Origin of the sequence: Paraburkholderia sp. JPY465, from assembly GCF_050436725.1 — a bacterium.
Lineage (GTDB): Bacteria > Pseudomonadota > Gammaproteobacteria > Burkholderiales > Burkholderiaceae > Paraburkholderia > Paraburkholderia youngii.
The window spans coordinates 147,871-164,458 of sequence record NZ_JBNDMT010000003.1 but is presented as its reverse complement, the minus strand read 5'-3'; the positions used below and the strand labels follow the sequence as shown (position 1 = coordinate 164,458).

17 protein-coding genes are annotated in these 16,588 nt (G+C 66.3%); 14 read left to right on the top strand and 3 right to left on the bottom strand.

The window, feature by feature from the left end:
- Nucleotides 1-59 precede the first annotated feature (59 nt).
- The 5 genes from QFZ94_RS15300 to lnt all read left to right on the top strand — a co-directional run bounded on the left by QFZ94_RS15300 (nt 60) and on the right by lnt (nt 5,397).
- Entirely contained in the window at nt 60-1,151 is a 1,092-nt protein-coding gene (locus QFZ94_RS15300; protein WP_429457948.1) for a PhoH family protein, read from the top strand.
- 90 nt (nt 1,152-1,241) lie between these two features.
- Complete coding sequence (gene ybeY, locus QFZ94_RS15295; protein WP_368584012.1) at nt 1,242-1,703, top strand: rRNA maturation RNase YbeY; 462 nt, start codon at nt 1,242-1,244, stop codon at nt 1,701-1,703.
- A gap of 32 nt (nt 1,704-1,735) precedes the next feature.
- Complete coding sequence (locus QFZ94_RS15290; RefSeq protein ID WP_368584013.1) at nt 1,736-2,395, top strand: gamma-glutamylcyclotransferase; 660 nt, start codon at nt 1,736-1,738, stop codon at nt 2,393-2,395.
- A 219-nt stretch (nt 2,396-2,614) separates the two neighbouring features.
- The gene (locus QFZ94_RS15285; protein ID WP_176105093.1) at nt 2,615-3,520 is read left to right on the top strand and encodes an HlyC/CorC family transporter; all 906 of its coding nucleotides are present in this window, start codon (nt 2,615-2,617) and stop codon (nt 3,518-3,520) included.
- A 119-nt stretch (nt 3,521-3,639) separates the two neighbouring features.
- On the top strand, nt 3,640-5,397 hold the full coding sequence (gene lnt, locus QFZ94_RS15280) for an apolipoprotein N-acyltransferase (RefSeq protein ID WP_429457944.1): 1,758 nt from the start codon (nt 3,640-3,642) through the stop codon (nt 5,395-5,397).
- An 88-nt stretch (nt 5,398-5,485) separates the two neighbouring features.
- Here the strand turns inward: lnt and QFZ94_RS15275 are convergent, their stop codons facing one another.
- Nucleotides 5,486-6,100, bottom strand: coding sequence for a glutathione S-transferase N-terminal domain-containing protein (locus tag QFZ94_RS15275; protein WP_429457942.1), 615 nt, complete (start codon nt 6,098-6,100; stop codon nt 5,486-5,488).
- A gap of 211 nt (nt 6,101-6,311) precedes the next feature.
- Between QFZ94_RS15275 and QFZ94_RS15270 the strand changes: the two genes are divergently transcribed.
- The 5 genes from QFZ94_RS15270 (at nt 6,312) to purH (ending at nt 12,112) form a co-directional block, all read left to right on the top strand.
- Entirely contained in the window at nt 6,312-7,718 is a 1,407-nt protein-coding gene (locus tag QFZ94_RS15270) for an aminopeptidase P N-terminal domain-containing protein (RefSeq protein WP_429457940.1), read from the top strand.
- A gap of 6 nt (nt 7,719-7,724) precedes the next feature.
- A complete protein-coding gene (locus QFZ94_RS15265) occupies nt 7,725-8,996 on the top strand; it encodes a UbiH/UbiF/VisC/COQ6 family ubiquinone biosynthesis hydroxylase (protein ID WP_429457937.1) in 1,272 nt (423 codons plus the stop codon).
- Nucleotides 8,997-9,183: 187 nt separating this feature from the next.
- The gene (gene dusB, locus QFZ94_RS15260; protein WP_429457935.1) at nt 9,184-10,260 is read left to right on the top strand and encodes a tRNA dihydrouridine synthase DusB; all 1,077 of its coding nucleotides are present in this window, start codon (nt 9,184-9,186) and stop codon (nt 10,258-10,260) included.
- The gene (locus tag QFZ94_RS15255) at nt 10,257-10,490 is read left to right on the top strand and encodes a Fis family transcriptional regulator (protein ID WP_013090496.1); all 234 of its coding nucleotides are present in this window, start codon (nt 10,257-10,259) and stop codon (nt 10,488-10,490) included. The genes dusB and QFZ94_RS15255 overlap by 4 nt, the downstream gene beginning before the upstream one ends.
- A gap of 56 nt (nt 10,491-10,546) precedes the next feature.
- On the top strand, nt 10,547-12,112 hold the full coding sequence (purH, locus tag QFZ94_RS15250; protein ID WP_368584019.1) for a bifunctional phosphoribosylaminoimidazolecarboxamide formyltransferase/IMP cyclohydrolase: 1,566 nt from the start codon (nt 10,547-10,549) through the stop codon (nt 12,110-12,112).
- A 74-nt stretch (nt 12,113-12,186) separates the two neighbouring features.
- Here the strand turns inward: purH and QFZ94_RS15245 are convergent, their stop codons facing one another.
- Nucleotides 12,187-12,426, bottom strand: a complete 240-nt coding sequence (locus QFZ94_RS15245) for a hypothetical protein (RefSeq protein ID WP_410848602.1) — start codon at nt 12,424-12,426, stop codon at nt 12,187-12,189.
- A 131-nt stretch (nt 12,427-12,557) separates the two neighbouring features.
- Between QFZ94_RS15245 and ruvC the strand changes: the two genes are divergently transcribed.
- The 4 genes from ruvC (at nt 12,558) to QFZ94_RS15225 (ending at nt 15,860) form a co-directional block, all read left to right on the top strand.
- Nucleotides 12,558-13,100, top strand: coding sequence for a crossover junction endodeoxyribonuclease RuvC (gene ruvC / locus QFZ94_RS15240; protein WP_410848603.1), 543 nt, complete (start codon nt 12,558-12,560; stop codon nt 13,098-13,100).
- A gap of 88 nt (nt 13,101-13,188) precedes the next feature.
- The gene (gene ruvA, locus QFZ94_RS15235; RefSeq protein ID WP_018421776.1) at nt 13,189-13,770 is read left to right on the top strand and encodes a Holliday junction branch migration protein RuvA; all 582 of its coding nucleotides are present in this window, start codon (nt 13,189-13,191) and stop codon (nt 13,768-13,770) included.
- A gap of 30 nt (nt 13,771-13,800) precedes the next feature.
- On the top strand, nt 13,801-14,862 hold the full coding sequence (gene ruvB, locus QFZ94_RS15230) for a Holliday junction branch migration DNA helicase RuvB (protein WP_013090500.1): 1,062 nt from the start codon (nt 13,801-13,803) through the stop codon (nt 14,860-14,862).
- A 23-nt stretch (nt 14,863-14,885) separates the two neighbouring features.
- Nucleotides 14,886-15,860 (top strand): oxygenase MpaB family protein, encoded by a 975-nt coding sequence (locus QFZ94_RS15225; RefSeq protein ID WP_368584022.1) that lies wholly within the window; start codon nt 14,886-14,888, stop codon nt 15,858-15,860.
- Between the two features lie 36 nt (nt 15,861-15,896).
- On the opposite strand, the gene QFZ94_RS15220 is transcribed toward QFZ94_RS15225, so the two are convergent.
- Nucleotides 15,897-16,571: a histidine phosphatase family protein gene (locus QFZ94_RS15220; protein WP_368584023.1), complete on the bottom strand. Its 675-nt coding sequence runs from the start codon at nt 16,569-16,571 to the stop codon at nt 15,897-15,899.
- Nucleotides 16,572-16,588 lie beyond the last annotated feature (17 nt).

Genomic DNA, 16,588 nt, shown 5'->3' with positions numbered 1-16,588 from the left:
ACACTGAGCGCACTGACCGACATTCTGAGTATCGCAACCGACAGGATCGACTCACCGCCTTGAAGACCACTCAGCAGCATCTGGAATTCACCGCACCGCGCGAAGACAACGCGCGGCTTGCCAACCTCTGCGGACCGCTCGACGAAAATCTGCGGCAGATCGAGCAGGCGCTCGACGTGACCCTGCAGCGCCGTGGCCACCGCATCACGATCCTTGGGCGCGGCGCGAAACTCGCGCTCACCGCGCTCGAAAACTTCTACAACAGCGCACGCGAGCCCTTGTCGGTCGACGACATCCAGCTCGCGCTCGTCGAAGTGCGCCATCCGGCGCGCCATCGTTCGAATGGCAACGGCAATGGCGACGGCGACGGCGACGGCGACGGCGACGCGCGCTTCGCGGGCAACCCCGATCATCCGTTCGACCAGCCCGCCGATGCGAATGCGAGCGAAGACGATTTCGAGGAATACGGCCCGAAGCTGTACACACGGCGCGCGGATCTGCGCGGCCGCACGCCGGCGCAGCGCGAGTACCTGAAGCAGATCGTGTCGCACGACGTCACCTTCGGCGTCGGCCCGGCCGGCACCGGCAAGACCTACCTCGCGGTGGCCTGCGCGGTCGACGCGCTCGAGCGCGACCAGGTCAAGCGCATCGTGCTGACGCGCCCGGCCGTCGAAGCGGGCGAGCGGCTCGGCTTTTTGCCGGGCGATCTCGCGCAGAAGGTCGATCCGTATCTGCGTCCGCTGTACGACGCGCTGTACGACCTGCTCGGCTTCGACAAAACCGCGAAGATGTTCGAGCGGCAGATGATCGAAATCGCGCCGCTCGCGTACATGCGCGGCCGCACGCTGAATCACGCGTTCATCATTCTCGACGAGGCGCAGAACACCACGCCCGAGCAGATGAAGATGTTCCTCACGCGGATCGGCTTCGGCTCGAAGGCTGTCGTCACCGGCGACACGACCCAGGTCGACCTGCCGCGCGGCCAGAAGAGCGGGCTGATCGAAGCGCAGCAGGTGCTCGGGAACGTGCGCGGCATCGCGCTCACGCGCTTCACGAGTGCGGACGTGGTGCGCCATCCGCTGGTCGCGCGAATTGTGGAGGCGTACGATGCGCATGCGCAGAAGTCGACCGCCGCGGCCGATTCGCGCTAAAGCGATGCGCTTCGCAGCGCGAGGCCCGCGTGGCCTCGCGACCACGCCGCAAAAAACGAATGAGCCACGAACGCCACGCATAGAATCCGCATGAGCCGCACCCCAAAACTAACACTGAGCCTGCAATTCCCCGCGGCCAAAGCCTGGCCGGAACACAAGGCGTTGCTGCCGCGCGCGACGGTGGCAGGCTGGATCAAGGCGGCGCTGTTCGCGGACGGCGAACTGACGGTTCGCTTCGTCGACGCCGAAGAAGGCCGCACGCTGAACCGCACCTATCGCGGCAAGGATTACGCGACCAACGTGCTGACCTTCGCCTATGCCGAATCGGAAGACGACCCGGTGACGGGCGATCTGATTCTGTGCTGCCCGGTGGTCGAGAAGGAAGCCGCCGAGCAGGGCAAACCGCTCGCCGCGCATTACGCGCACCTGCTCGTGCACGGCACGCTGCATGCACAGGGCTACGACCACGAAATCGAAGAAGAAGCCGAGGAAATGGAAGCGATCGAAACCGAAATCCTCGCCCGGCTCGGCTTTCCGGACCCTTATCAATAGACGTCCCCGCCCCTCCTCCAACCGAATCCACCGTGAGCACTCCGTCCCCCGAAGCCGAGATCCCCGTGCGCTGTCCGGACTACCCGCCGGTGCTCGGCGACTCGCGGCTTCTGACGGACGACGAACTGCGCGCGTCGCTCGAATGCACGTTGCGCGGCTGGGACCGCCAGAGCGACCTGTGGCTGTTCGGCTATGGCTCGCTGATCTGGAACCCGGGCCTGCCCACCGTCGAAGCGATGCGCTCGAAGGTGCACGGCTATCACCGCGGCCTCTATCTGTGGTCACGGGTGAATCGCGGCACGCCCGAGCAGCCCGGCCTCGTGCTCGCGCTCGATCGCGGCGGCTCGTGCACCGGCATGGCGTTCCGGCTCGCGGCCGATGGCTCGATGCCGCACCTCGAAGCACTGTGGCGCCGCGAAATGCCGATGGGCTCGTACCGTCCCGCGTGGCTGCCATGCGTACTCGCGGACGGCCGGCGCGTCGACGCGCTCGCCTTCGTGATGCGCCGCGACGTGCCGAGCTACACCGGCAAGCTGCGCGACGACATCATCCAGACCGTGCTGGGCTGCGCGAGCGGCCGCTACGGCACGACTTTCGATTACGTGAGCCGCACCGTGCATGCGCTGCGCGAAAGCGGGATGCCGGACCGCGCGCTCGAAGCGCTGCTCGCGCGCTGCAAGCCGGCCGTGTAATTTCGTCATCTCGGCGAAAACCCCACCCGCGACTTTTTTGCCGGCGAGCGCTTTTGCCCGCGTAATCGGTTAGGATGATTCCACGCTCCGCCTTCGCGGCGCGTCCGTTTCACCTTGGCTTCACTCATCGCCAGGCCCGGCCGGACACGGTTCCGCCATGTGCCTGGTGTATCCTTAACGCTCTGTAACAGCGCGCTCAGTCTCGCCGGGCGCACTACCATGAACGACACGTATCCCAGTCGACGCCATACCGGACGCCATCTCGACAAACCGCAGGAAAAGCGCTCGCTGCTCGAACGCCTGACCGACTTCATCTCGCCCGAACCCGACTCACGGGCCGAACTTCTGGAAATTCTGCAGGACGCGCACGAGCGCAACCTGATCGACGCCGACTCGCTGTCGATGATCGAAGGCGTGTTCCAGGTTTCGGAATTGAGCGCACGCGACATCATGGTGCCGCGCGCGCAAATGGACGCGATCAATATCGCGGACAATCCCGCCGAATTCATCCCCTATGTACTGGAGAAAGCGCATTCGCGCTATCCGGTCTATGAGGGCAATCGCGACAACATCATCGGCGTGCTGCTCGCGAAGGATCTGCTGCGCTACTACGCCGAAGAGGAATTCGACGTGCGCGGCATGCTGCGCCCGGCCGTGTTCATCCCCGAATCGAAGCGGCTGAACGTGCTGCTGCACGACTTTCGCGTGAACCGTAACCACCTCGCGGTGGTCGTCGACGAATACGGCGGCGTCGCGGGCCTGATCACGATCGAAGACGTGCTGGAGCAGATCGTCGGCGACATCGAGGACGAATACGATTTCGACGAGGAAAGCGGCAACATTATCGCGTCGCCGGACGGACGCTTCCGCGTGCGCGCGCTGACCGAAATCGAGCAGTTCAACGACACCTTCGGCACGCATTATTCAGACGAAGAAGTCGACACGATCGGCGGGCTGGTCACGCATCACTTCGGCCGGGTGCCGCATCGCGGCGAGAAGGTCCGCCTCGACGATCTGATCTTCGAGATCCTGCGCGGCGACGCCCGCCAGATCCACATGCTGCTGGTGCGCCGCGACCCGCTTGCGGGCCAGCGTGAACGCGAGTCGCAGCACGTGCAGACCTGAGCCGGCGGCTCGGGCCGATGCACGGCCCGAGCGCCCGCGCGCTGTTATTGCAGGCGCATGTTGTCTACGCGTTTTCCTACTGATTTACCCTTTCAACTTCCGACGCCGACCGCGCAACAATGGCCGACCCGATCACTTCCGACTCGCACCGCGGCGTGAGCGCTGCCGCCCCCGCTCCCACCGACGACGTCACGCGCAGCCGCGCGCTGCCGCGCTGGCACTACCTCGTCGCACTGGCCGCGGGCGCGGCCAATACGCTGTCGTTCGCGCCGACGCCGCATGGCGGCTGGCTGCAACTCGCGATCTTCGTGTTCTTCTTCGCGTGGCTCACGCGCAGCACCGGCTGGAAAAGCGCCGCGCTGACGGGCGGCGCGTTCGGCTTCGGCAACTTCGTGAGCGGGGTCTGGTGGCTGTATGTGAGCATGCACTACTACGGCGGCATGCCGGCGCCACTCGCGGGCACGGCGCTCGTGCTGTTCTCGCTGTATCTCGCCCTCTATCCGGCGCTCGCCGCGGGGATATGGTCGTTCTGCGCGGGCCACGCGCGCAACGGCGCGGCCGACGAGCGCGCGCCATTCTCGCCGACCTGGCACGGTGCACTCGCTTTTGCCAGCGCGTGGGCGATCGGCGAATGGCTGCGCGGCACGGTGTTCACCGGCTTTCCGTGGCTCGCCACCGGTTATGCGCAAGTCGACGGTCCGTTGGCGGGGTTTGCACCGGTGGTCGGCGTGTATGGCGTCGGCTGGATGGTCGCGCTGACGGCCGCATTGATTGTGCAGGCGTTGCTTGCGCTGCTGCCGTCGTGGCGCCCCGGGTCTGCCAATGAATCGCGCGAGCCGGATGCCGCCGCCGCTGGTGACGTCGACAGCCGCGCCGCGCGAGGCCGCGGCACGCGCGTCGCCGCCATCGCGGTGCCAGCCTGCGTCGCCCTCGCGCTGCTCGTGGTCGGCCTGCTGCTGCCGCTCGTGCAGTGGACGACACCCGCCAACGCGCCGCTGACGGTGCGGCTACTGCAAGGCAACGTGAAGCAGGAGATGAAATTCGAGGAAGCTGGCTTGCGCGCGGCGGTCGATGAGTATCTACAGATGATCACGTCGAAGCCGGCAGATCTGATCGTCACGCCGGAAACCGCGATTCCAGTGCTCGCGCAGCAGCTTCCGCCGAACTTCGCAGCCGCGATCCGCCAGTTCTCGGATTCGACCGGCAGCGCGCTGCTGTTCGGCGCGATCGGCGGCACCATCACGCCGGATGGCCGGGTGGTCGACTACACCAACAGTCTGTTCGGCGTGACGCCCGGCTCGCACGAGATTTATCGCTACGACAAGCACCATCTGGTGCCGTTCGGCGAATTCGTGCCGTGGGGCTTCCGCTGGTTCGTGAACCTGATGAACATTCCGCTCGGCGATTTCTTCCGCGGCCCGCCGGTGCAAAAGCCGTTCATGGTGCATAACCAGCCGGTCGCGGTGAACATCTGCTACGAGGACATCTTCGGCGAGGAAATCGCGCGAATGCTGCGCGAGAACGCGACGCCCGCCGGCGTGCTGATCAACTCGACCAACCTGGCCTGGTTCGGCGACACCATCGCGCTCGACCAGCATCTGCAGATCGCGCGCATGCGCTCGCTCGAAACCGGCCGGCCGATGCTGCGCGCAACCAACACCGGCATGACGGCCGCGATCGACGCGAACGGCCGCGTGATCGGGCGCCTGACGCCATACACGGTCGGCTCGCTCGACGTCAACGTGCAAGGCACCGCCGGCAACACGCCTTACGTGATGAGCGGCAACAACACGGTGCTCGCGGTGTCGGTGCTGCTGCTCGCGATCGGTTTCGCGTTCGGACCGGGGATCGCGCGGCGACGCAACGGCAAGCGGTAACGCCGGCCCCGACGTCAAACGAACACCACCCGCATAAAAAAATGCGCCTGACATGCAGGCGCATTTTTTTATGCTCATTCGAGCTTCATCAATCCTTCGGCGCGGTATCGATGAACGACTGCCGCTGCGACAGCTTCTGGAAGTGCTTGTCCAGGTTCGGATGCGATTCGCGCCAGTTCAGTTCCGGCATACGGAAGTCCAGATAGCCGAGCGCACAGCCCATCGCGATGTCGGCCAGCGTGTAGTGAGTGCTCGCGCACCACGGCTTGCTGCCGAGTCCCTGCGACATCGCGATCAGCGCTTCGTCGATCTTGCGCTGCTGCCGCGCGACCCACGCGTCCACGCGCTGTTCGGGCGCGCGCTGCGTGCTTTCGAGGCGGATCAGCACGGCCGCGTCGAGCACGCCGTCGGCTAGCGCCTCCCAGCAGCGCACTTCGATGCGCTCGCGCCCCGACGGCGGAATCAGCTTGCCCACCGGCGACAGCGTATCGACGTATTCGCAGATCACCCGCGAATCGAACACGGCCTCGCCGTCTTCCATCACTAGGCACGGCACCTTGCCGAGCGGGTTGAAGGTGTGAATCCGGGTATCCGGCGCCCAGACGTTCTCGGGCACCAGTTCGTAGTCGATCTTCTTGTCGGCGAGCACGATGCGCGCTTTACGCACGTACGGGCTGCCGAGCGAACCGATGAGTTTCATCATGACCTTCTGCCTTTTTCTGAATCCGGCGAAAGTATAAGTGGTCTAAGCCTTTCGCGAACGTGCTGGCGGCATCTTCGCGAACTGCCCGCCGAGCCGCTGTAGACGGATTGCAACATGACGGCGACCGCCGCGCCGTCGGAATCCGCACAAAGCGAGTCGATGTCGCGCGCGGAGAATGGGGCCAGGAGACACGCGGCGCTACAATCGCACGATGAACCAGCCGACCGAACCCACCATCGCCATCGACGTCTACCGCACGCGCCGCGAGCGCGTTCTCGCCGCGCTGCGCGCCGCGGGCGGCGGCGTCGCCATCGTCCCGACCGCGCCGGAAGCGCTGCGCAACCGCGATACTGACTATCCGTACCGCCACGACAGCTACTTCTATTATCTGACCGGCTTCACCGAGCCCGAAGCGCTGCTGGTACTCGACGCCAGCGCCGCGCCCGGCGCGCCCGCGTCGGTGCTGTTCTGCCGCGAGAAAAACGTCGAGCGCGAGACGTGGGAAGGCTTCCGCTTCGGCCCCGACGGTGCGCGCGAAGCATTCGGGCTCGACGCCGCGTTCCCGATCGGCGAACTCGACACGCAGCTGCCGCGCATCATCGCCGACAAGCCGGCGCTGCACTACGCGTTCGGCAGCTCGGCACATCTGGACGAGCAGGTGCGCGGCTGGCTCGACGCGGTGCGCGCGCAAAGCCGCAGCGGCACCGTCGCACCCACGGCCGCGCGCGACCTGCTGCCGTTGCTCGACGAGATGCGGCTCGTCAAGGACGACCACGAGCTCGCGATCATGCGCCGCGCCGGGCAGATTTCGGCGGCCGCGCATCGTCGCGCGATGGCGGTGTGCCGCCCCGGCGTCCGCGAGTACGAACTCGAGGCCGAACTGCTCTATACGTTCCGCAAGTTCGGCGCGCAGGCGCCGGCCTATACGTCGATCGTCGCGGCCGGCGCGAACGCGTGCGTGCTGCACTACCCCGCCGGCAACGCAATCGCGCGCGACGGCGACCTGATCCTGATCGACGCGGCCTGCGAACTCGACGGCTATGCGTCCGACATCACGCGCACGTTCCCGGCGAGCGGCCGTTTCACGCCCGCGCAGCGCGAGCTGTACGACATCGTGCTGGCCGCGCAGCAGGCCGCCGTCGATGCGACGCGCGCCGGCGCGAGCTTCGACGATCCGCACCAGGCCGCGCTGCGCGTGCTGTCGCAGGGGCTGCTGGACACCGGCATCGTGCCGCGCGCGAAGTTCGCGTCGGTCGACGACGTGATCGCCGAGCGTGCCTACGCGCCGTTCTACATGCACCGCACCGGCCACTGGCTCGGCATGGACGTGCACGACTGCGGCGACTACCGCGAGCGCGGCGCGCCGCGCGACGAAGCGGGCGCGCTACCGTGGCGCACGCTGCGCGCGTCGATGACGCTGACGATCGAGCCGGGCTTGTATGTGCGCCCGGCCGAGGGTGTGCCCGAGCGCTACTGGAACATCGGCATCCGCATCGAGGACGACGCGATCGTCACGCCGACCGGCTGTGAGCTGATTACGCGCGACGTGCCGGTCGCCGCCGACGAGATCGAGGCGCTGATGCAGGAAGCGCGAGCGGTTCATCAACAGAGGACCTGATCGGCGATGAACGAAGCATCTCCATCGGCGGTGATCCTGAGGCCCGCCTCCCACCAGCAGGGGTTCGATTTCGATGTGACGATCGTCGGCGCCGGGCCGGTCGGCCTCGCGCTCGCCGGCTGGCTCGCGCGCCGCAGCGTGACGCGCGAGATGAAGATCGCGCTCGTCGACGCGCGCGAGCCGGAAGATTCGATCGCCGATCCGCGCGCGATCGCGGTCTCGCACGGCAGCCGGATGATCCTCGAGCCGCTGCGCTGGCCGGCCGACGCCACCGCGATCGAGCGCATCCACGTGTCGCAGCGCGGTCATTTCGGCCGCACGCTGATCGATCATCACGAGCACGGCCTGCCCGCGCTCGGCTACGTGCTGCGTTACGGCTCGATCGTGCATGGCCTCGCCGACGCCGTGCACGCGACGCCGGTCCACTGGTTCCGCTCGACGTCGGCCGGTGCGCCGGTTCAGGAGCTCGACGGCGTCACGCTGCCGATCGAAACCGCGGGCGTCGCGCGCCAGTTGCGCACGCGGATTCTGGTGAACGCCGAGGGCGGCCTGTTCGGCGACCAGAAGCACGCGAAAAACCCGAGCCGCGCGACGGACGAAGCCGCCGGCGCACGCAGCATCGGTAAAAACGCCGCCGCCTCGCGCGACTACGGCCAGACCGCGCTGGTCGGCACGGTCACCGTGTCCGCACCGCAGCCGCACGTCGCATGGGAGCGCTTCACGTCGCAAGGCCCGATCGCGCTGCTGCCGATGGGCGGCGTGCGCGGCGCCGACTACGCGCTCGTCTGGTGCTGCGCGCCCGACGAAGCCGCGCGCCGCGCGCAGCTCTCCGACGAAGCGTTCCTGCGCGAACTCGATGCCGCGTTCGGCGACCGCATGGGCCGCTTTACGCACATCAAGGGCCGGGCGTCGTTTCCGCTCGGTCTCAACACGATCGACACGCTCGTGAACGGCCACATCGTGGCGATCGGCAATGCGGCGCAGACCTTGCATCCGGTGGCGGGCCAAGGCCTCAACCTGGGTCTGCGAGACGCGCACGCGCTCGCCGATGCGCTGTCGGTCGAGGGCCCGACACCGCTCGCGCTCGCCACTTTCGCGCAGCGCCGCACGCTCGACCGGCGCCTGACGATCGGCTCGACCGACACGCTCGCGCGCCTGTTCACCATCGACTTCGCGCCGCTCGCGGTACTGCGCGGCCTCGCGCTGACCGCGCTCGAATTCGTCCCGCCGGTGAAAACCGCGCTTGCCCGCCAGATGATGTTCGGCCAGCGCCGCTAGGGGCGCAAAACGCCGCGCGGCTCTATGAGCCGCGCGACTTTCATAGAAGATTTAACAAGTTACGAGACCTGGTTCGCGAGTCCCGGCAACCCGTTAACGCTAAAATGGTGGTTTTCCCTCGCATTTCGCGCTGCGCCGGCCGTCACGATTGTCAAATCCTGAGCCGACGTCGGCGCACGCTCACGTCATGCCCACTCTTGGCCCCCACAATCTGCGCAACAACCTGTTCGTCGCCCCGATGGCCGGCGTGACCGACCGGCCGTTCCGCCAGCTCTGCAAACGGCTCGGCGCGGGCTACGCGGTGTCGGAAATGGTCGCGTCGAACGCGCAGTTGTGGAAAAGCGAAAAGACCATGCGCCGCGCCAATCACGAAGGCGAGGTCGAACCGATCGCGGTGCAGATCGCTGGCGCCGACCCGGACATGATGGCCGAGGCCGCCCGCTACAACGTCGCGAACGGCGCACAGATCATCGACATCAACATGGGCTGCCCGGCCAAGAAGGTTTGCAACGTGGCGGCCGGCTCGGCGCTGCTGCAGAACGAACCGCTCGTGCAGCGCATCGTCGAGGCCGTCGTGAACGCGGTTGGCGTCGGGCCCGACGCGGTACCCGTCACGCTGAAAATCCGCACCGGCTGGAATCGCGAGAACAAAAACGCGCTGAACGTCGCGCGTCTCGCGCAAGCAGCGGGCATTTCGATGCTGACCGTGCACGGCCGCACGCGCGCCGACCTGTACCACGGCGACGCCGAGTACGAAACCATCGCCGCCGTCAAAGCGGCGGTCAACATTCCGGTCGTCGCGAACGGCGACATCACGTCGCCGCAAAAGGCGCGCGAGGTGCTCGCCGCGACCGGCGCGGACGCGATCATGATCGGCCGGGCCGCGCAGGGCCGTCCGTGGCTGTTTCGCGAGATCGAGCATTTCCTGCAGACGGGCGAGCTTCTGCCGCCGCCGCGCATCGACGAAATCCAGCAGGTGATGAACGAGCATCTCGAAGATCACTACGCTTTTTACGGGGAATTTACCGGTGTTCGCACTGCGCGCAAGCACATCGGCTGGTACACTCGCGGCCTTTCCGGCGCCAACCTGTTCCGGCATCGCATGAATACGCTGGACACCACGCGCGAACAACTCCTCGCCGTCAACGAGTACTTTGACGCGCAAAAGGCGATCTCAGACCGCCTCGTCTACGTCGACGAAGCGCCCGGCAACCCCGGGCTCGACAGCCAGGGCGAGGACAACACCGACCGACTAGCAGCATGAGCAAGAACAACATCGAACAATCTGTCCGCGACAGCCTGGATGTGTATTTCCAGGATCTCGACGGCTCCAATCCGCACGACGTCTACGACATGGTCATTTCATGCGTGGAAAAACCCTTGCTCGAAGTGGTGCTCGAGCAGGCCAACGGTAACCAGTCGCTGGCCGCCGAGTATCTCGGCATCAACCGCAATACGCTGCGCAAGAAGCTGCAACAACACGGTTTGCTGTAGCGCGTTGTAGTTTCTCGCGCCCTGCCACGTTTCCCCTTCGGCTTTTCGTCTTCATCATGATCAAGCAAGCGCTCATCTCCGTTTCCGACAAGTCCGGCATCGTCGACTTCGCCAAATCGCTGTCGGACCTCGGCATCAAGATCCTGTCGACCGGCGGCACCGCGAAACTGCTCGCGGACGCGGGCCTGTCCGTCACCGAAGTCGCCGACTACACGGGCTTCCCGGAAATGCTCGACGGGCGCGTGAAAACGCTGCATCCGAAGGTGCACGGCGGCATCCTCGCGCGCCGTGATCTGCCCGAACACATGGCCGCGCTCGAGAAGCACGACATCCCGACCATCGACCTGCTGGTCGTGAACCTGTACCCGTTCGTGCAGACGGTTTCGAAGGAAGAGTGCTCGCTCGAAGACGCGATCGAGAACATCGACATCGGCGGCCCGACGATGCTGCGCTCGGCCGCGAAGAATCATCGTGACGTGACGGTGGTGGTCGACCCGGCCGACTACGCGGTCGTGCTCGACGAAATGCGCGCGAACGGCAACGCGGTGTCGTACAAGACGAACTTCCGTCTCGCGACCAAGGTGTACGCGCATACCGCGCAGTACGACGGCGCGATCACGAACTATCTGACGAGCCTGACCGACGAGTTGCAGCACTCGTCGCGCAACGAGTACCCGGCCACCTTCAACATGGCGTTCAACAAGGTGCAGGACCTGCGCTACGGCGAAAACCCGCACCAGAGCGCGGCGTTCTACCGCGACCTGACCGTGCCGGACGGCGCGCTCGCGAACTACAACCAGTTGCAGGGCAAGGAACTGTCGTACAACAACATCGCCGACTCCGACGCGGCGTGGGAATGCGTGAAGACCTTCGACGTGCCGGCCTGCGTGATCGTCAAGCACGCGAATCCGTGCGGCGTCGCGGTGGGCGCGAACGCGCACGAAGCGTACTCGAAGGCGTTCCAGACCGACCCGACCTCGGCGTTCGGCGGCATCATCGCGTTCAACCGTGAAGTCGACGAAGCGGCCGCGCAAGCCGTCGCGAAGCAGTTCGTCGAAGTGCTGATCGCGCCGTCGTTCAGCGCCGAAGCGCGCCAGGTGTTCGCGGCGAAGCAGAACGTGCGTCTGCTCGAAATCGCGCTGGGCGAAGGCCATAACACGTTCGATCTGAAGCGCGTCGGTGGCGGCCTGCTGGTGCAGTCGCTCGACTCGAGGAACGTGCAGCCGCGCGAGCTGCGCGTCGTCACCAAGCGTCATCCGACGCCGAAGGAAATGGACGATCTGCTGTTCGCATGGCGTGTCGCGAAGTACGTGAAGTCGAACGCGATCGTGTTCTGCGCGAACGGCATGACGCTCGGCGTCGGCGCCGGTCAGATGAGCCGCGTGGACTCGGCGCGTATCGCCAGCATCAAGGCGCAGAACGCCGGCCTGACGCTGGCCGGTTCGGCGGTCGCATCGGACGCGTTCTTCCCGTTCCGCGACGGTCTCGACGTCGTGGTCGCGGCAGGCGCGACCTGCGTGATCCAGCCGGGCGGCTCGGTGCGCGACGACGAAGTGGTCATGGCCGCCGACGAGCACAACATCGCGATGGTGCTGACGGGCGTGCGTCACTTCCGTCATTGATCGGCTGAAGGTCGCTAGCTGAAAAAAGGCCCGGCGGGTTGTCCCACCGGGCCTTTTGTCTTGCAGCGACGCGTTCAATCGTCCGGTTCTTTGCGGGCGTAACCGTCCCGAACCTGCTCATGCTGGCTGATGTACGTGCCCAAACCCTGGCCTCGCCGCGCGAGACGCTTAAGTACCGTGAGATGCTCGGCGCCGACACTTGCCTCTGTGTACCAATACACGGTGCCCGGCCGAAAGCGCACCTTGATGAAATCGTCGCCGATTTCATAGGCGTCGACGCCCGAGTCGCGGCTGAGATTGCGGTAGCGCTCCATTCCAGATCGCCCTCCTCGTGCAAAGCCTTTAGCAGCTTTTATTCCGCTAAGCGTGCTGCCAGCGGTCCGCCGCACGCCGCGTTCGTTGTAGTATCGCAGGCACCTGGTTTTTATCGCTTGTGCGGCACTTCATGAGAATTCTCGGCATCGACCCCGGCCTGCGCGTGACCGGCTTCGGCGTGATCGAACAACACGGCCACACACTGAGCTATATCGCGAGCGGCGTGATCCGCACCGCCGACGCGGATCTGCCGTCGCGCCTCGGCACCATCTTCGCGGGCATCTCGACGCTGATTCGCGAGCACGCGCCGGATCAAGCGGCGATCGAAAAAGTCTTCGTCAACGTCAATCCGCAGTCGACGCTGCTGCTCGGCCAGGCCCGCGGCGCCGCGATCTGCGGGCTCGTCGCGGGCGGCGTGCCGGTCGCCGAATACACCGCGCTGCAGCTTAAGCAGTCGGTGGTCGGCTATGGCCGGGCGACCAAGGAGCAGATGCAGCAGATGGTCGTGCGGCTCTTGAGCCTGTCGGGCGTGCCCGGCACCGACGCCGCCGACGCGCTCGGCATGGCCATCTGCCACGCGCACGGTGGCTCGACGCTGAGCACGCTCGGCGGCATTGCCCCGGCGCTCGCGAAGAAGGGTCTGCGAGTGCGGCGCGGGCGTCTGGTCGGCTAGCGCGACGCGGATACGCGATGACGTTCGCGCCGCCGATCCGCTGCGCTACACTCGCGCATTCCCACCCGACTCTGAAAACTAATCCGCCATGATCGGTCGCATCGCCGGCGTTCTGCTGGAAAAAAACCCGCCGCATCTGCTCGTCGACTGCAACGGCGTCGGCTATGAAGTGGACGTGCCGATGAGCACGTTCTACAACCTGCCGTCGACCGGCGAGCGCATCGTGCTGCTCACGCAGATGATCGTGCGCGAGGACGCGCATCTGCTATACGGCTTCGGCACCGCGCAGGAACGCGCGACCTTCCGCGAGCTGCTGAAGATTTCCGGCATCGGCGCGCGCATGGCGCTCGCGGTGCTGTCCGGCATGAGCGTCGCGGAGCTCGCACAGACCGTCACGATGCAGGACGCCGCGCGCCTCACGCGTGTGCCGGGCATCGGCAAGAAGACCGCCGAGCGGCTGCTGCTCGAACTGAAGGGCAAGCTCGGCGCCGACCTGGGTGCAATGGCGGGCGCCGCGTCGCCATCCGATCACGCGTCGGACATCCTCAATGCGCTGCTCGCGCTCGGCTACTCGGAAAAAGAAGCGCTCGCGGCGATCAAGAACGTGCCGGCCGGCACGGGCGTGTCCGAGGGCATCAAGCTCGCGCTGAAGGCGCTGTCGAAGGGCTGATGCGCGATCCGCGCGCGGTACAATGGACAGATGATCGAAACCGACAAACTCGCCGCCGAGCGCATCATCGCGGCCACGCCCGTGTCGCCGAACGAAGAAGCGTTCGAACGCGCGCTGCGCCCGCGTCAGCTCGACGAATATGTCGGGCAGGAGAAAGTCCGCGGCCAGCTCGAAATCTTCATCGAGGCCGCGAAGCGCCGTTCCGAATCGCTCGACCACGTGTTGCTATTCGGTCCGCCGGGCCTCGGCAAGACCACGCTCGCGCACATCATCGCGCGCGAGATGGGCGTCAATCTGCGGCAAACGTCGGGGCCGGTGCTCGAACGCGCCGGCGACCTCGCCGCGCTGCTCACCAATCTCGAAGCCAACGACGTGTTGTTCATCGACGAAATCCACCGGCTCTCGCCGGTCGTCGAGGAAATCCTCTATCCGGCGCTCGAGGATTATCAGATCGACATCATGATCGGCGAAGGACCGGCCGCGCGCAGCGTGAAGCTCGATCTGCAGCCGTTCACGCTGGTCGGCGCGACCACGCGCGCGGGCATGCTGACCAATCCGCTGCGCGACCGCTTCGGCATCGTCGCGCGACTCGAGTTCTACAACGCCGAGGAGCTTGCGCGCATCGTCACGCGTTCGGCCGCGCTGCTCGGTGCGCAGATCCATCCGGACGGTGCATTTGAAATCGCCCGTCGCGCGCGCGGCACGCCGCGTATCGCGAACCGCCTGCTGCGGCGCGTGCGCGACTTCGCCGAAGTAAAGGCCGACGGCAACATCACCGCGCAGGTGGCCGACGCCGCGCTCAGCATGCTCGACGTCGACGCGGTCGGCTTCGACCTGATGGACCGCAAGCTCCTCGAAGCGATCCTGTACAAGTTCGACGGCGGCCCGGTCGGTGTCGACAATCTCGCGGCGGCAATCGGTGAGGAGCGCGACACGATCGAAGACGTGCTCGAGCCGTATCTGATCCAGCAGGGCTTCCTGCAGCGCACGCCGCGCGGCCGCGTCGCCACGCTGCTCACGTATAGGCACTTCGGGCTGGCCGCGCCGGATTCGTCGAGCGCGCTGCCGGGTCTGTGGAATTCAACGAACTGAGTCACACGACGAGGTCGACCAGGATGTCCGATCAGACCGAGCAACCCGGCCCTTCCAACCGTTCACCCGTCAATCCCGCCGGCGACCCGTCCGGTAATTTCGCGGCGCGCCTCACCCACCGCCTGCGTTCGAAGCTCGCCGCCGGCGTCACGCATCTGACGACCGGTAGCGGACCGGTGCTCGACTACTCATCGCCGCCGGGCGATCCTGGCCTGTTCGGGCCGAACTCCGTGTGCTGGAAAGTCCACGCCGACTTCACGTCGATGATGGCGGGCGGCATCAGCGCGCTGCTGCTGCAAGCGCTGCATCCGCTCGCGCTCGCGGGCGTCTGGGACCACTCGAGTTTTCGCACCGACATCCTGGGCCGGCTGCGTCGCACGGCGACGTTCATCGCCGGAACGACATACGGCAGCAAGAGCGATGCGCTCGCGTTGATCGAGCGCGTGAAGCGCATTCATCTCGACGTGACCGGCGTCGCACCGGACGGCCAGTCGTATCGCGCGAGCGAGCCCGCGCTGCTGACGTGGGTGCACGTCGCGGAAGTGTCGAGCTTCATGACCGCGCATTTGCGCTATGTGAATCCGGTGCTGTCCGTCACCGCGCAGGATCAATACTTCGCGGAAACCGCGCGCATCGCGGAAATGCTCGGCGCCGTCGATATTCCGCGCTCGCGCGCCGAGATCGAGGCCTACCTGCTTGCGATGCGGCCCGCCCTCGTCGCCAGCGAGCGCACGCGCGAAGTCGTCAGGATTCTGATGAACGCGCCCGCACCGAGCTTCGCGATGCGGCCCGCCGGCACGCTGATGCTCAACGCGGGGGTCGATCTGTTGCCCGACTGGGCGCAGACGATGCTCGACCTGAATCGCTACGCGGTGCTGCGTCGAACCTTCGCACGGCCTGGCGTGCGGGTCGTCGCGCCAGTAATCCGCTGGGCGCTGGTCAATGGCGTATCGAAGCGGGCGCGGCGGCGCGCGGCGGCGGCGCGGCGGCAGGATTGATCGCGCCGCGCGAGCCGGGCCATTCTCGGCTTCGGCTTACCGCTTCGACTCCGGTCCCTTCCTGAAACCATCGTCGTCGGCGCTGCCGGCTTCGAGATGCGATACGTCCGCCCACGTCACGATTGTCGCGCGATCGTTCCCGTAATCCACGACGTTCAGGCTGGTGTTCAGCAGCGGGTAATTGCGCGGTGCGTCGAGCGGCATACTGGTTGCAAAGCGGTGCACACAGTCGAGCACGCCGCCATGCGTGACACACACGATGCGCCCACCCGGATGCGCGGCGACGAGCGGTTCGATCGCATGCATGATGCGGTGGTAGAACACGCGTTGCGACTCGCCCTCGGGCGGCGCGAAGCCGGGATCGCGGGTTTGCCACTGCGCGTATTCGTCAGGGAAACGTAGCGCGATCTCGTCGCTGTCATGGCCCTGGAACGCGCCGTACGAGCGCTCGCGCAAGTTCTCACGCGATTGCAGCGGCAAGCCGAGCGCCTCGCCGATCGGCTGCGCGGTCTGCTGCGCGCGCTGCAGGTCGCTCGAGTAGATCGCGTCGAGCCGCGCGCCCTGCTTCGCCTCGGCGGCTAGACGCTGCGCGAGACGTTGCGCCTGCGCGATGCCGGTCGTCGCGAGCGGAATGTCGATGTGGCCTTGAATCCGCTTGATGCGGTTCCAGTCGGTCTCGCCGTGCCGGATGAACAGGATCTGCGTCGTCATGAGAGAGGGGTGCGGTT

What these genes read in the sequence shown, in the direction of transcription:
- lnt (WP_429457944.1), top strand. Translation starts at nt 3,640, where the DNA reads ATGGCCGACCCGATCACTTCCGACTCGCACCGCGGCGTGAGCGCTGCC.
- ruvB (WP_013090500.1), top strand. Translation starts at nt 13,801, where the DNA reads ATGATCGAAACCGACAAACTCGCCGCCGAGCGCATCATCGCGGCCACG.
- ruvA (WP_018421776.1), top strand. Translation starts at nt 13,189, where the DNA reads ATGATCGGTCGCATCGCCGGCGTTCTGCTGGAAAAAAACCCGCCGCAT.
- QFZ94_RS15255 (WP_013090496.1), top strand. Translation starts at nt 10,257, where the DNA reads ATGAGCAAGAACAACATCGAACAATCTGTCCGCGACAGCCTGGATGTG.
- purH (WP_368584019.1), top strand. Translation starts at nt 10,547, where the DNA reads ATGATCAAGCAAGCGCTCATCTCCGTTTCCGACAAGTCCGGCATCGTC.
- QFZ94_RS15245 (WP_410848602.1), bottom strand. Translation starts at nt 12,426, where the DNA reads ATGGAGCGCTACCGCAATCTCAGCCGCGACTCGGGCGTCGACGCCTAT.
- QFZ94_RS15275 (WP_429457942.1), bottom strand. Translation starts at nt 6,100, where the DNA reads ATGATGAAACTCATCGGTTCGCTCGGCAGCCCGTACGTGCGTAAAGCG.
- dusB (WP_429457935.1), top strand. Translation starts at nt 9,184, where the DNA reads ATGCCCACTCTTGGCCCCCACAATCTGCGCAACAACCTGTTCGTCGCC.
- QFZ94_RS15285 (WP_176105093.1), top strand. Translation starts at nt 2,615, where the DNA reads ATGAACGACACGTATCCCAGTCGACGCCATACCGGACGCCATCTCGAC.
- ybeY (WP_368584012.1), top strand. Translation starts at nt 1,242, where the DNA reads ATGAGCCGCACCCCAAAACTAACACTGAGCCTGCAATTCCCCGCGGCC.
- QFZ94_RS15270 (WP_429457940.1), top strand. Translation starts at nt 6,312, where the DNA reads ATGAACCAGCCGACCGAACCCACCATCGCCATCGACGTCTACCGCACG.
- QFZ94_RS15225 (WP_368584022.1), top strand. Translation starts at nt 14,886, where the DNA reads ATGTCCGATCAGACCGAGCAACCCGGCCCTTCCAACCGTTCACCCGTC.
- ruvC (WP_410848603.1), top strand. Translation starts at nt 12,558, where the DNA reads ATGAGAATTCTCGGCATCGACCCCGGCCTGCGCGTGACCGGCTTCGGC.
- QFZ94_RS15220 (WP_368584023.1), bottom strand. Translation starts at nt 16,571, where the DNA reads ATGACGACGCAGATCCTGTTCATCCGGCACGGCGAGACCGACTGGAAC.
- QFZ94_RS15265 (WP_429457937.1), top strand. Translation starts at nt 7,725, where the DNA reads ATGAACGAAGCATCTCCATCGGCGGTGATCCTGAGGCCCGCCTCCCAC.